Here is a 14,442-nt window from a genome sequence, read left to right on the forward strand (position 1 = left end):
ACGGGCAGGCCTCACCAGGTTATGCCCGGCGAGGCTGCAAGAAGGAACAGGTAACATCCGCTGATTTAGCGAAAGACGTATTAACGACTAAAGAGGTAATCACCACCGGTCACGCTTGAGGGTTGCGATGGTGGAGGTGAAGTTACAGGGGCCTGTTGGTAAGAGGTTGGTGCGTAATTCTTGGGCGCATTGACCGAACGGGAAGATGTGCCAACCAGGCCACCGCTGCGAGAAGACAAATCCCCCCAGGGGTCAATTTGACTCGGAATATACTCTTGGATCTTGTCGTGTGCGGCCCGGCAAATCTTGTCTTTGATGCCGTTGAGAATACCGCTCAGGTCGGGAAAGGTTGGCACGGTGATCGCTGTACTGATATCGCCTAAACACTGCTGTAACCCACTGGACACCTGATGTTCGCGCTGAGACCAGGCTTCTGCTGCTTTGCGATCCCGTTCATAGCCGTTTTGGGCACCGATTTGAGCCGCTGAGGCTGCGCGACACGTCGCGGCATGCGTCGGCAACGTAAACGTACTGGCCAGCAACGCGGCCAGCAAAATTGAGCGTAATTGCATAATGACTCCTTACACCCCTGGGCGGGGTGACTGCGGGGTAGGCCGGGAGGTGTTCTCCACAATATCGATGTCCCGGCGCTGCGGGGTTTGCGACGGTGGAATGTAGTCGTGCGTAAACCCAAGTTGTTTATGCAGGGCCGGGGGACACTTTGCCGGTTCAACCAAGGGGGCGTAGAGGCGATCCTTTTCCCCTTTCAGCCGGAAAACGAAGGCATTATTGGCTCCCGACTCATGATTGACTGCATTACCGTAGCCAATCGCTGTTACACCTTCGGTAGTCACAGCATTGAGTGCCAGATAACGATGGCCCTTGTCATTGGTGCAGAGTTTGCCCAGCACCGGATGATATTCGTCCTGATATTGCACAACGCCCTGAACATACTCACCCAGGCCTTTAACCAGTAGTAGCTTGAGCTGATTTTCACTGTCCATAGCTTTCATCAATACCGTGCCGGCATCCTGAGTTTGTACCGGCAGGTTTGGTTGTGCCGGACGTGTTGCCGGGGCGGCAGTTCCTTCTCCGTTGGGTTTAAGCCACACCAGATCGCTGGTAGGTTCAGGAAGCGGTGGCAACGAGATACCGGCATCTTTGGCCAGTTGGATCACTTGTTGCTGCAACGCGGTAAAGTGGGTCATGTCGTAAGCAACCAATGTCGCCGGTGGCGTGGCCTGTTGTTCGTGACTGACCAGTAATTGTGGGTCGATAGCCGATTTAATCTCCCACTGGTTGCGATGGGTAGTGATTTCCTTGGTTTTCTCAGTGCCGTCGGCATCAACAATGACCTTTCCCTCTTCATCCCGAATTTTAGCGGTAACCGTCACTTCTTTATTACCTAACCAGCTCAGCGTAACAACGTCATCCTTCTTGAGGCCACTGGCGGGTACGATTTGGGCAAGCTCTTTCCCCCAAATGTACCGTTCGCCCCCGGCTGTGCGTAAATGCACGTAGTAGCTGTTGTTCTCCGACTCGTCGAAGTTATAACGGGCCTGACCGTGCCCCAGTAAGGTACCGGTCAGTCCGGCTTCGCTCTCTTTGCGGCTGGCGTTACGGGGTTCATCGGGTGGCAATACCGTCGGTCTGAGTTCCGGCGGGAGACTGTTTTTTTCTGAGGGGGCAACAGAGGATGATGTTGACTCGCGTTCTGGCACAATCGCTGCCGTCGGCGTTCCGACTGGCGTAGGGGTGTCTCCCGGTGCGGGTTCATTGCTCAATGCCTTGCGCGCTTCATCCAGCATCAACTGTTGTTGTGGGTTCTTCATTTTGACATCGAGGTTGTACTCGGCGATCAACGTTACAGCACGCTGTTTAAACTCATCGCTGCCGGTCAATTCAATACGTCCCCGATATTGCTCACGGGCAACCAGCAGGGCAGTCAAGATCATGGCATCGTTTTGGCTCGCCGTGGCATTGGCCATCGTGAGTCGGTCACCGTGGTCAACAAAAGCCGGCTCACCGGAGAACAAATATTTTACAGAACGGCCATCCGCTGCAATTTCATGAGTGATCTGTTGCATTAATGCATCCAGATCAAGAGGGGTGACCTGGCGAGTTTGTTTGCCGTCTGGCATTTCTATCCGTATACCGTCAACTTCGGGCTCAATGTCGGAAGCCCGCGGTTCCGTTGGAGACGTATTGGTTGCTTTCTTTACGGGGTTTGGATTCGGTGCGGGTGTTAGCCGGCTGGCAAATGAAACAGGCTCATTAACGTCTTCGACATGATCCGCAGCCGCATTGAGAGACGTTAATTCTGTGGGTGCAATTTTTGCCTGTTTATCTATTAATTTAACTTCATCAGTTTTCTGATCATCCTTAATGGATGCTGGGGCAGGGACTGTCGGTGAATACTCCAGGGTCTCCTGTTCATCCAATTCTGCAATAATATGGCTGTAGTCGGCATAGTCTTCTTGGACGGGAAACGAAGGTTCAGCAGATGTTGCTACAGTGATAACCGACGCGAGATCGGATGACGCTGGCATCTTAGTGTCGCTGGCACTGATGTTCGGTTCGGTTGGCTCCGGTATCGACGGAGGGGGCATATCGTCTACCGGTGCCTGTGCCGGTTCAGCGACGGGGATATTTTCCACGGTGTGCTCCACTTGAGTGACATTCAATGCGGCAAATGTTGGTGCCAGGAATTGCGTTAATGCTTCTAACCCCCGGGCCTGGTGAAAATCGTTAAAATCGGTAAGGCCTCGTTGGCGTTCTGACTGCGTAAACGTCGGCAGTATTACCGTGCCGCCCGTGGCGTCGGCGGCTTCTTCTGCTTTCTCTTTACCCGGGTTACCTGGGCGTTTAGGTTTTGGCAGGTCGTCATCCCCCAAAAACAGCTTAGGACTGTCGGGATAGTGTTCATGCAGGGCTTTCGCCACTTTTACCAGATTGCCGGAGTCAACGGTCATGACGACGGGATGCTGAAGGGCCATTGCAGCGCTGGATGCGGTCGCGTACCCCTCGGCAAAGACGATGGGACTGCCATTTTTCAATGAACCACCGACGACAAAAAAACTGCCCTCCTTTTGGCCACCCTTGCTGAGGCGTTTACTGCCATCGGGTGCGATGGTTTGCAGTGTACGGATATCCCCGGCTGCATTGCTGAGCGGAATGACCAGGTTTTCTCGTTCTGAGCGGAGACCTTTTGCGGCTTTGACCCCTTTTTTGTTCAGGTAAGCATGATTATGGCCAGCCTGATTGAGGGGGGCGTAACGAGAAGCGGATGCCTGTGCGACCTGATTGTGTTCCTTAATCTTGCGTTGTTCACGCCGATGTTGCTCCTGAGCGGCTATCGCCTTTTGGTGAGCAATAACAGTAGGATCTGGCCGGGCAGAGGCTGATGACCAAACGTTACGATGATCTCCCGCGCGATGGTCGATGAACCAGCCGTTGGCAAAGCCATCCTTATGGCCTACATAAACCCCTGACTGTTTCCCGGGTGTATCGTCATCCATTGCGATACGGTGAGCTTTGCCATCCATTTCTGGGGGCCCGCTGAGTTTTCCCCCAAGGACGCGGATAAAGTCGCCAAATTCTTGTTGCGGATCGCCCAGTGCAGACATCACCAGGGCAGTGTCTGTCCGCCATCGCGATAGTTTGCTGAGATCCGCCCCAGGTCTGGCGAACCACAGTTTTTTATCAGCATCGAATTCAAGAGCATTTTGGCCATTCTCAAGTTTTCCAGCCTGGCGCTTGGCTTCTTTAAGTTGCTCAAACGGGATCACCAGGTAAGTCGGTTCGGTGACTTTCATTCCCCCTCCCAGCCCAGTTCGTCGACATTACCCGAATAGATGCCAATCCAAATGCGAGTAGGGCGGTATATCAGGGATTGGAGTAAATAGCCGGCCAGAAATGGCGTGTCAGATTTTGCATATTGTTCTTTCATCACAGCTCCTATTCAAAAAACTTTCGATACCACCAAGGTCGCCCGGTAATGATGTTTCCCCGCATCCGGTGCAGCAGTCGTTGCAACAGCACTGTTAGCGTGTAACCGAAGATGGCCAGCACCTTGTAAAAAATCAGCAAGGCGATGCAAAACATGAGCACGGGCAGACTTGGCCAAATGACCCAGATAAGCAGCACCAGATAAACCAATACGGGAATGCCCCAGAAGGTGGCGGGCCGCCCACTGTCGAGCCAGGGGGAATAGTCGTTATCCATCAATGCCTCCGTTGTTTATCGGTGAACTCCCGCCAACCGATCACTCGCTCAGCGACACGGCTATCGATGCGACCTTCAACAAACAGCGTCCAGGCTTGGTCTGCGATCCGGCTTTGTTTTTCCCGTAGCGTTGCGTTAATCATGTCTGGCCAGCGTGAGTAGTGTTCGAGTCCAAGCCGGTGGCGCCAGTCGTCATCAAACAGCACATATTCCCGGACAGCCTGGCGTTTACCATCGATCGTCGGCAACAGGTGTTGCACAACGACAAAGCGCATGGCGTCCAGAAGGTCGAAGGCGATTTGTTCACGTGAGTCGTTGGGTGCCATCAAGACACAGCGTGAAAAGGCATGCCCGGGTGAGAAGGCGTGAAGTGTACCTAACGTTAAGTGTCCGGACTGGGCGCAAGCGACTGCAGCCTGAAGCGTCTCAAGGTCACGGATTTCACCGATGCCGATAATATGGGGAGCCCGACGTAAAGCCAGGCGCAAACCATGGGCAAAACTGGGTACATCACGTCCTATTTCAGACTGCTGCGGTCGCAGCAATAATCGAGGGCTGTTTAACAAATACTCGACAGGATCCTCATAGGTCACCAGTTTGCCGTTAGGGTTTGTTTCACCGTAATGCTGGTATACGGAGGCCAGAAGCGTGGACTTTCCCGAACCCGTCGGGCCGCAGACCAACCCCATGCCATCCATCGGTAAAAAGCTGCGGAACAAATCCTCTTCTATCCCCATATCCTCAAGGATGGGGATGTTCGACGGGATGATACGCAGAGTCATGGCAATGGCGGTATTGAGTGCACCGATCGTCGCCTGGATGAAGTTGGTCCGAAATCTGACACGCTCACCGCGTTCGAGCCCAAAACGGCCATTATTGTCACCTTCTAACTGCAGGGGGCGATCGGCCCCTTGCCCTCCCTGAACGAGGGATTTGATATCCGGGGTATACACCTCATCAATCAGGCGAACCAAATTGGCATGTTCCAGAGGGAACTGACTGGCGACCACTTTACGGCCATGATGATCGACAACGATGGGACTGCCACTTTGTAGATGAATATCCGATACGTTATGGCGGTAACAGTGAACGAAGAACTCTCGGAGTTTGTCAGCGGTAAGACCGCCCCTGAAATCAAAACTGTCTAAATCCGTCATGTCGACACTCCTTGCTGAGTGTGATGTTGATTACTGTTGGGTGTTTATCGTGGGTTTCCAGCGTTTTTTATCCAGTTCGAAGCCGGCACGTTGTTTCAGGTCACGGACTTTGTCGCCCAGCATCAGCTTGTCTTTCGAACCGGTGACAGACTGCAGCTGTTCACTGACCACTGGTGGTGTGATCATGCCCTGTTGTACAAGGGTGGAATAACGCACCATGCCGGTGTAATCCCGGGTCAGCCGTCCAAAATTACTTTCCAGGGTTCGGTCGGCACTTTCTCGCCCTTCCTGCCACCCTTTCTCTATAGCTGCCCTCCAGACTTTTTCCTCATCTCCATTTTTAGGGCGGATTTCCGTTGGAATGTCTGTGTTGATGCCCAGGCCAGCCAGCAAATATTGGCGCCAGGTCGGCGGGTTACTGACAAATCGCTCGGGAACGAGAATGTTGTAGACCTTGTTAGCTGTGCGGATTTGACTATCGGTAATGTGGGCCAGAGATTCTGATGCCACGATCACCGGAGGTAACCAACCTTGTCTGCTGATGAGGGGGGCGAACGTATATAAGCGATTAAGCGCATCGTTCTGACCATTCAGAGCCTGTTGAAGCTCCCAGGCGCGTTGAGCCTTTCCCCCACGAAAGCCCACGGTTTGGCCAGCATCATTAAGTAGCTGCCAGAGCGTGTCGTTAAGGCCATGTTTGTCTATGGTCTTGGGTGACAAATAGGCATCAATACTTGGTGGCGGGGATGATTCAGTTGTAGCCCCGATAGCCGGCACCGTGACCAGTGCCAGGCACAGGGCCAGGGCTTTTCGTGTCATGCCAGTTTTCCTTTTTTCAGGGGTAACATGAAATAGAGCCGTAGCTCAGTTGGCTGCTGATCCAACTGAGCTCGCCAATCGATCTGGGTGCGAACCAAACGCAGAACCTGTTCAAAGGTTGCGTCCTGTACATGGATTGTCAGGGGCAGGGGCAGGCGAACGCCCGTATAAGCAAAGGACAAACCGCGTTGATGCGCTAACTGACTGAGCAGTTCGATAGCGTCGCCGTCCCAATCCACTGCGATCCTCTGAGAGTTAGCGGTGATTCGTGGGATGAACAACGATGAACGTGTCTGGTTAATGGCGTCAGCTTGGTTGAGTAGGGTCGTGGTGTTTTGTATGTCCTGTGCTGAGTGGATGATGTGAGTCTGAGGGGTAACCAGTGAATGAGTAGATATGTCACGCGAACATGCACTGAGCATTAGCACAGTGCATGCGACCATAAAGGTTTTCATTGATGAGTGTCCTACGGAAAGGTGGGGTAATGCGATTTATTGGTAACTCAATACGTTGAACGACCCGGGGCTACATCCACGGTCAGGTAACGGATCGGAAACAATGTTGAATGTAGCGCCCGCCGGTACGGTGAAGTTGATCGTGGTGCTTTTGGCCCATTGCGGATTGTTATTTATACTCGTCGCGACATTTAAACCGTTTACGAATGCGGTCAAAGCGTAAGTGTTATCACAAGAACCATCATTAACGCCCCAGTTCTTGGTGGATTGTCCCCCGAGGGCACTCACCGACATTGTTGAAGTCCCAGGATTAGACCCTGAATAATTTCCTATGTGGTACCCCAGTTGTTGATAGGCACCGTTGCCTTTTCCTGTACTTCGCCATAACCCATTCTGACAATACAGCAGAGCGCCATCGCCAGTGCGACCCACTAATCCGTTGGGGCTACAGCCCCATCCTTCATTAGCTGTGCCATCCAGCTGTAGATATTCGCCCACGGATGCGCGCCCATCGGCACGAACACTCCCCCCTTTCAGTTGGCCGCCGGTATAAATGCCTTTATTGTTAATCGACTTAATCCAGTCGTTATCATCCATGTAAAGCCCACCGCCGTGGTCTTCGTTGAGCCAGCCTTTTCCATGCTTGGTGATGAGCCAACCTGTGTCACTTTTGATATCGCCCTTTGCGGAAATCCAGCCATTTGAGTAAACGTATTCATTTGCAACAACGCGTTTACCCGTCACGTCTTCACTGAAGTTGCCTGTTTTCGCGTTGATAGCATTTGCGTTGTTCAGATCGTTGGCGCCCATATCAATCGCAGTATGCATCTTATTGAGATCAGGACGACCGTTAACCTGAAAACGATACAGGCGATCGCTTTCTTCCGCCCCGCCGGCCAATACCTCTGACGTTAAATAAACCGCCAGATGGCCGCTTTGTCCGCTAAGTCCCATGCTGGCCAGATTGACTTCCCAGCCCCCGCCGGCACCGTTGGCAATATTGGCGGGATAGAGATACCCACCAAGACCAGACGTGTTCTGCGCAATATACCGCTGCCCTTTGAACGCAATATCCTGGCCACCTGCAGTCAAAACAAACGCAACCAGTTTGTCGGTTTGCGCAGGATTGCGTGTCACCGCGAGGATATAGTTCTGAGTATTATTGTTGGTCAGGGAGAAACCTGTCGGCAGATACCCTTTATCACGCAGGATTTGTCCGGTTACCGTGACATTACCGCCGCCCTTAACCTGATTCAGTAGGGTGTCGTAGTTATCTTTGACGTATCGGCGTGCGCCCTGGCTCACGGTGCTCAGGTGTGTCGCTGTTATGACCCAGGTTTGTTCCTCCACATAGTTGGAATATCTTTCCAGTCCGATCGGCGCAGCAATCAACACGATCCCCAGCACGATGGCCATTGAGATCAACGATACCCCCCGGTTGATACGAGGGTTGGCAACTTCAGCAGTCATAAAGCACCTGATAGGGTCAGTTGAGGAGAGCTTCCGGCCAAGGTCGCCAGTAAGGCGAACAGCCAGGGAGCATAAGGTTGAGCCATTTTTTTCGTCAGCAACGCCCCAACGATAAACAACAAGAATGCACATCCACTCAGCACGCTGGCCAACTGCCAGGGAAACCAGGCACACAGCGCGGCGATCAAATGCACATCGCCCAGGCCAAACCCTTCTTCACCCCGCAGGCTTTTGGCACTGTAGTGAAAGGTATAGAGGAACATAAACATGCCGATACTGCCTGTGAGCGCCTCCGTCAGGGTGAGCGTGCTCCCAGGCAGACAGGTAAACAGCAGACCTGTCAGCCAAAATCCATTGGTATACCGTAGTGGCAGCCAGTAGTTCCGCATGTCGAGTAACACCATTGGGATGCCCCATGCGAGTAATCCAATGATTTTGACGGCCCCTAACCACGGGAAGCCAGCTAATGCTGTTGTTGCGATCAGGACAGTGCCGGTGCCGACGAAAGTTATCGTGACGCTACGTATCTGCAATTGAGTGAGCGGTGGCCCATGATGTTCGAGTAGAAATTGCTTGGCCTGATTAACGAGCGGTTGTGTGAGGATAACGAGAAAAACACTGGCGAAGCCGATCAGCAGAGTGATCTTCAAAAGGTACATGGCCATCAGGCCGCACCTCCCTTGAGCTTCATGTACATGGCATAGATCTTCCGGGCGTAAATCATGCGACGCGGGCCATTATTGTCAGCGAACCCGGCATTGTAGGAGCCGAGGCATTGCCAATTTACGCCGCATTGCTTTAGGTGTTTCGCCAGTATCCATGCTCCGATTTGTACATTGAGGCACGTATTGTTCAGCAGGTCTTGTTCACTCGTAATAAGCCCAAGAGCACGCAATTGAGGAATGTGTCGATCATTGATTTGCATCAGCCCGAAATCGCGACTGGTGACGTGCCCCTTCTTATCGCGATTCATGCCGACTGCTCGGGGGTTTAGGCTGCTTTCGACGGTAGCCATCGAACGCAGTAATAGGGGGTCGACTTTATAGCGTGCCCCGGCTTCATTAAAACAGAACGCCTGTGCCGGCAGCGATAATAATAACGCCCCGCCCAACACCAGACAGGACAAGGCACGTTGAAAAGAAAACAACATAAGAATGCACTCCAGAAGGAGGCCGGCAACAGGACGTTACCGGCGGGATGGGCATCAGGTGTTGCTTGTGAAAGTGAGGGTGTTTTGACCCACCGAGCCTTTATCTGCAGTGCACTGTGCGCCAACGGCGCTCGCCGCGATTGCACCATTAGTCGACGTGCCGTTAACCATGGTGGTCACAACACTCGGCGCCGCACTCAGCTTGGTCGCCAGAGTAATGCACGCTTCCTGTGGAACCGCCGCGTAGGTCAGTGAGAAGGAGGACTTCTGACCGCCAGCGGTAGCAACGGGTTGCACGGTGACAGCCCCACCCCACAAGTTTTGAAGCTTGGCGGTTCCGGAAGACTTTGTACCCACAACAGTCATGTTTGCCGGCGCACCACCAAACTGGATCAGTGCCCCCGTCATGGCATCCGCTGCTGCGAAGTTATAGATGCCAGAGGTTTTCAGCATACTGCGACTGTTAGTCAGCAACTCTGCGGCATTGTTGTACTCAGTGCTGGCATCGTTTTTGTTAAACAACCCCCCTCCCTGGGTAATGGCAACCGTCAGTATTACCAAAGCAATAACGATATAAATAGCTGCTTCAAGCAGGGTAATTGCACCACGGTTGATCACTGAACGAAGTGGTGTTTGTGTCTGTTCCATACTATTTCCTTTAGGTTTTTAGAAAGATGGGCACATTAATGTGCGCCCACGAGGTCGTTGAGGTTTTGTGTAGCAAGGACGATCAGGATCATGTATCCAGCGTTGGTGCCCAATGCGAGGTTGGAAAGTAAGGACGCCGTCCGCTTGATCCGGACTACAGTTTGCACAAGCCAGGCTCGAGCAAAGTTTTCAATAATGATTTCAGCGTTATCGCCATCGGTCAGCAGGACCAACTTGTCGATAGCACGTGGGGAAGGGAAACCGTAGCCGGCATTGCGTAATGCCAGACCGAGGTGGTTACCTTGTCTGACCTGGTGCTGAGTGGCAGCTAAGCGCTCATACAACCAGGGCGGCGCATAGCGACTCAGCATTTCGATTGCGTCTTCGGTTTTCACCTGTGCCCGCATCAATGCACTGAAATTCAGAAGGAACCCCACACCGAGAACGTCGCGATATACGCTCCAGGGCAATAAACGGTCTAAAACATGCTGCCGTGTTTTCCCTATGAGGTTCGGCATCGACCAGATCACGAAAACAACGAACAGAATGATGAACACACACAGGATAATGGCGTGATTGACAAAGAATTCGGAGATGGCGCTAAGCCACCACAAGGCGCCAACCCAATGATCTCGAGCTGATAATGACTCCAGCCGAGGCAAAAAATAGACAGTCACCATTTTCATCATGGCGAATGTCGTTGCCAGTAGCATTAACGGGTAAGTCAGCGTGGAAACCAACGCTGATTTCATATCAGACATTCCCTGAACAACAGTAATGGCTCGATATAAAGCAGCAGCCAGGTTACCGTCCTGGACACCGCCGCTGAGAATTGCAGCTTCCTGCTGGGGTATCCAGGATGAGAGCCCTTGGTCGACTGATTTTCCCTGGCGCAGGGCGTTGAGCATTTCCTCCAGGCAATAAACAACCGGGGGACGTTTTCCTCCGTAGCTTCCTATCATTGCCTGGAGGGCCTTTTCCACCTTGAGGTTATTGTCGAGCAGGAAAGCCAAATCCTCGTAGAGGGTCAGCCGGTCGGCGGTGGAGAAGGTTTTTTGAGCCAGCCAACGGCCTAACCCTTCATTCATGTTTTTCGATGAGGGCAGTTTACTGCGGAGTGCTGCCAGACGTTCGCGCAAGCGTAAAATCATGATTTTATCTCCGGCGGCAGCAAGGTCAGACTGTCCTCGTCCAGCGGACTGATGTAATCCGCATCAATCGGGTCGACCATCCCTGCATTGAGATAACGCAGCAAATGTTGTCCGCGGGTAATACCCCCCAATTCGTTAACCCAATAACTGCGTGCGGTCAGCTTGCCCTCATGGCGAAAGAGTTCCATAAACCGGGCATCAGGGCGGATAACTTCGGCAATAACACGCCGACCGGTAACGCCCTTGTAACAGTGCTCACATCCCTCCGGATGACGAAAGGCCAGTTTCTCCACCTCGCAAAACCGCTCAAGTAGCCCTTTCTTCTCTTCTTCCAGCTTGTCACAGACCTCACTCCAGCTTTTTTTGCAGTGAGGGCACAGCAATTGCACCAGTCGTTGGGCAATTAGCCCGATCATGACTTGAGGATCGGCCACCTGGCCCATGGGGATACCCAATGTGTCGGTCAGGCGGTCAAGAATGCCGACAGCGTCATTCGCATGCAGCGTCGTTTCCACCAGGTGGCCGGACTTGGCCGCCGTCAGTGCAGATTTAACCGAGTTGGCATCACGAATTTCGCCGACGACCATGGCATCAGGATCTAAGCGCAACGCGGCAGAAATAGACCTAACCCAGGCACGACTAACGGCATCCGGATCGTTTTTATCGGCAATGATGGGGGTCTGAACTGCTCCCAGAATCAACCCCTCTGGCGGATCTTCCAGCGTCATCAAGCGTTTACGGTGACCTGTAAAAGACAGGTACATCTCGCTGAATGTACGCAGGGAGGTACTTTTCCCGGAGCCGGTCGGGCCTGACAGGATAATCACGCCTTCGGGGCGTGCCAGCATGCGGCGAATGAGTATTTGTTGTTCCGGTAAAAAACCCAATTCGTCCAGTGTGGGAGGGGCTTTGCCTTCATCAGGTAAAATGCGCATTACGACATACAAACCAAACTCTGCTGGCGTATGGGCATAGCGTGCGCCGAATAACTTAAGCCCCTGCAGAAACTCTTTGCGCACCCGCCCATCTTGCGCACGATTGGGGTTAAAACTCTTTTCGGCCACGTCACACATAGACATCACGATAGTTGATGCTAGCGTTACCCCTTCGGCATGATCCAATTGGGTCACCGTTTCGAGATCACCGTGCACGCGAAATTGCACCACTGTCACATTATTCATCCCGATCAGCAGATGAATATCACTGGCACCTTTTTTCTTGGCTTCCCGAAAAAAACCGATGATTTTCGCCTGTTGCGCGGAGTAATCGTTAGCCTCGGGGTTGTCTGTTACCTGGCTTTGCTGCAATTCTCTTAATTTATCGAGCTGTACGCGCTCGATGTGCAGCCTGGGGTGTTTCTTGTGCGCGTTGGCAATTTCAGACTGAACGGCCAAGTGACCGATGTGAGCATCAGAGATGTACAGGGTGGGGGCTTCAGACTTTGTCAGGTCCAAATAGATGTATGTTGAACCGCGTTTTTCGAACATGTTCGCTACCCCGCAAAGGAAAGTGACACCATTGTTTGGTTTTTCCCGGTGACGACCACTTCATTGAGGTTGATACGTTTAACAACGTATTCCGTACCTGGAATGCGGTTCCCTGCTTGTACAGTGACCTGGTTGCCATTACTGAGGGCTAACACAGCGGTAAAGCCCTTACCGGTACCGGTGATCTCAACGATTTGTGGTGGGGTGGCATCTTGAGTTGCACCCTTGACTTCGTTCTTGTTGTCCTGAGCAGGGGGCGCTGGATTGAAAGGTTGATCCAATCCTCGGTCATAACCGTTTTTTTGCAGCTCATTCAAAGCTTTGGCCCTGGCAAGCTGAGCCTCATACAGCACCGTCTCAGCCTGTATGGCTTCCAGTTGCCCCAGATTTAATGCCCGTCCAGCCTCGGTGCGGGAGAAAGTGGTTGGCAGGGGAATATCTGCTGATGTTGGCGGCTTCACCGACTGTTCAGCCGACGGTGTAGCAAGTGGGGCCGCCGGTATGTCAGCGACAGGCGCGGCGAATGCACCGGGTGCGGTCAACACCAGGCACAACGCCCAGGGTGTTACCCAGGATTTAACGGTTGGCATACAGAAGTCCCTCAATGGTGTATTCCAGACGGTTGTTTTTGAGCGTGGTCGTGATGCTGGAAGCCCTTATTCCACGGCTATTGAAGCGCGTAGGGGCAAACAACCGATCAGGCGGTATGTCGGTAATGAACGTAAAGCTATAGGTACGCCAGGGCAGGTTTTGTATGTCCCCCTGTGTTAACTGGGTGGCAGCATCTGTTTCACTGAGGCGCAGACGGGCATTGATGCGCTGGGCATAGCTGGTCAGATGTTGAATCTGTTGGTTGCCCGGGAGTAAAACTTCAGGGGTTTCCGGCAGTGATAGCGGAACGGTTAAGGCAAAGGACGCATCATCCGCGCTGCCGGGAATATTAAACACCGGTTGAATATCTGACCCATAGAGAACGGGCAACCGCAAGGCAAAGTCCCCCACGGTGCCCCCATTCGGCAAGGTGTAGTGCAGCGTGATCTTACCGTGTGCATCGCATGTGGCCGTGTTGAACACCCATCCCGCAATGGAAATCTGCGCGTCTTTCCACACGCTACTGCAGGCACTGAGCATCGAGGGGAATTTCGGTTGCATTGCCCAGGGTTTCAGGTTGTCTGCCGGAGCCTGTTGCTCCAATTGTTGCCTGGCCATCAATGCGGCCTGAGCGGCGGCAATACGCGCATCTTCCAGATGTGTTTGCCACGCCGTATAACCGGCATATCCCGTGCCCAAGGCCACTACTGCAATGCCCCATAACCACAGTAACTGAGGGTTATGCGTTTTACTTAGGCGGGCGCGTCGTAAACCGATTTTGTTGTCGATCAGTGCTGAGAGCGCCTTATCTTCGGTTTCCTTATCCGGGAAAAAACCGCGTGGGGCGTACACCGTCCAACCTGCTGTTGGTGCCGAGGTTATCTGTAGAAAATTTGAAACTGCGGTTCGTATGGCTGCATCGTCGCCTACGATGTCGCCGAACGGGGAGAGCATGCCGTCGCTGATAGCGACAAACCAATATTGGCCATCAGCGAGGGGGAAAACACCGTAACAGGCTTCTGGTAGCACCGGCATAACAGCTAACGCCATCGATGCCAACGAATGTTGCCCCTTTGTCCGGGGGGATTTATCAGAGATAGTGACAGTGCCCAGTAACGTGCCTTGAGCTTGTCCGTCGCCGATAGACAACGCCGCCCAGTGACTGGCATTTGCCTCTTTAGCGCGCATTCGCATGCTACGGCGCCCACGTAACGGAAGATATTGCCAGTGCAATCCTGCCACAAGCCAAACCTTCCCATTCTGCAACGTGTATGTCGTCTGTTGTTTCAT

15 protein-coding genes are annotated in these 14,442 nt (G+C 52.9%); all 15 read right to left on the bottom strand.

Translation table 11 applies throughout. The features are described 5' to 3' along the window. Positions 1-80: 80 nt before the first annotated feature. Genes SERS4_RS0100005 through pilO2 form a run of 15 tightly spaced genes read right to left on the bottom strand, consistent with a single transcriptional unit; the run spans position 81 to position 14,442 of the window. Complete coding sequence (locus SERS4_RS0100005; protein ID WP_017891014.1) at positions 81-572, bottom strand: hypothetical protein; 492 nt, start codon at positions 570-572, stop codon at positions 81-83. Positions 573-581: 9 nt separating this feature from the next. Beyond that, entirely contained in the window at positions 582-3,815 is a 3,234-nt protein-coding gene (locus SERS4_RS0100010; protein WP_017891015.1) for an LPD7 domain-containing protein, read from the bottom strand. After that, positions 3,812-3,949, bottom strand: coding sequence for a hypothetical protein (locus tag SERS4_RS26820; RefSeq protein WP_017891016.1), 138 nt, complete (start codon positions 3,947-3,949; stop codon positions 3,812-3,814). The genes SERS4_RS0100010 and SERS4_RS26820 overlap by 4 nt, the downstream gene beginning before the upstream one ends. A gap of 8 nt (positions 3,950-3,957) precedes the next feature. Next, complete coding sequence (icmT, locus tag SERS4_RS0100020) at positions 3,958-4,224, bottom strand: IcmT/TraK family protein (RefSeq protein ID WP_017891017.1); 267 nt, start codon at positions 4,222-4,224, stop codon at positions 3,958-3,960. Then, on the bottom strand, positions 4,224-5,381 hold the full coding sequence (gene traJ / locus SERS4_RS0100025; RefSeq protein WP_017891018.1) for a plasmid transfer ATPase TraJ: 1,158 nt from the start codon (positions 5,379-5,381) through the stop codon (positions 4,224-4,226). The genes icmT and traJ overlap by 1 nt, the downstream gene beginning before the upstream one ends. 30 nt (positions 5,382-5,411) lie before the next feature. Then, complete coding sequence (locus SERS4_RS0100030; RefSeq protein ID WP_017891019.1) at positions 5,412-6,200, bottom strand: type IV secretory system conjugative DNA transfer family protein; 789 nt, start codon at positions 6,198-6,200, stop codon at positions 5,412-5,414. After that, complete coding sequence (locus tag SERS4_RS0100035; RefSeq protein WP_037410039.1) at positions 6,197-6,655, bottom strand: DotD/TraH family lipoprotein; 459 nt, start codon at positions 6,653-6,655, stop codon at positions 6,197-6,199. Before SERS4_RS0100035 ends, SERS4_RS0100030 begins: the two co-directional genes overlap by 4 nt. Before the next feature lie 36 nt (positions 6,656-6,691). Further along, positions 6,692-8,125 carry a shufflon system plasmid conjugative transfer pilus tip adhesin PilV gene (gene pilV / locus SERS4_RS0100040; protein ID WP_017891021.1) on the bottom strand — a complete coding sequence of 478 codons (1,434 nt, stop codon included), beginning with the start codon at positions 8,123-8,125 and terminating at the stop codon, positions 6,692-6,694. After that, the gene (locus SERS4_RS0100045; RefSeq protein ID WP_017891022.1) at positions 8,122-8,790 is read right to left on the bottom strand and encodes a prepilin peptidase; all 669 of its coding nucleotides are present in this window, start codon (positions 8,788-8,790) and stop codon (positions 8,122-8,124) included. Before SERS4_RS0100045 ends, pilV begins: the two co-directional genes overlap by 4 nt. Continuing rightward, positions 8,790-9,275, bottom strand: a complete 486-nt coding sequence (locus SERS4_RS0100050) for a lytic transglycosylase domain-containing protein (protein WP_017891023.1) — start codon at positions 9,273-9,275, stop codon at positions 8,790-8,792. The genes SERS4_RS0100045 and SERS4_RS0100050 overlap by 1 nt, the downstream gene beginning before the upstream one ends. 54 nt (positions 9,276-9,329) lie before the next feature. Beyond that, positions 9,330-9,923, bottom strand: coding sequence for a type 4 pilus major pilin (locus SERS4_RS0100055; RefSeq protein ID WP_017891024.1), 594 nt, complete (start codon positions 9,921-9,923; stop codon positions 9,330-9,332). 35 nt (positions 9,924-9,958) lie between these two features. Then, entirely contained in the window at positions 9,959-11,074 is a 1,116-nt protein-coding gene (locus tag SERS4_RS0100060; RefSeq protein ID WP_017891025.1) for a type II secretion system F family protein, read from the bottom strand. Further along, positions 11,071-12,561 carry a GspE/PulE family protein gene (locus tag SERS4_RS0100065; protein ID WP_017891026.1) on the bottom strand — a complete coding sequence of 497 codons (1,491 nt, stop codon included), beginning with the start codon at positions 12,559-12,561 and terminating at the stop codon, positions 11,071-11,073. The genes SERS4_RS0100060 and SERS4_RS0100065 overlap by 4 nt, the downstream gene beginning before the upstream one ends. Before the next feature lie 5 nt (positions 12,562-12,566). After that, the gene (gene pilP / locus SERS4_RS0100070; protein WP_017891027.1) at positions 12,567-13,151 is read right to left on the bottom strand and encodes a type IV pilus biogenesis protein PilP; all 585 of its coding nucleotides are present in this window, start codon (positions 13,149-13,151) and stop codon (positions 12,567-12,569) included. Then, positions 13,138-14,442: a type 4b pilus protein PilO2 gene (gene pilO2, locus SERS4_RS0100075; RefSeq protein ID WP_071592971.1), complete on the bottom strand. Its 1,305-nt coding sequence runs from the start codon at positions 14,440-14,442 to the stop codon at positions 13,138-13,140. The genes pilP and pilO2 overlap by 14 nt, the downstream gene beginning before the upstream one ends.

The organism is Serratia sp. S4, from assembly GCF_000347995.1.
Lineage (GTDB): Bacteria > Pseudomonadota > Gammaproteobacteria > Enterobacterales > Enterobacteriaceae > Serratia > Serratia quinivorans.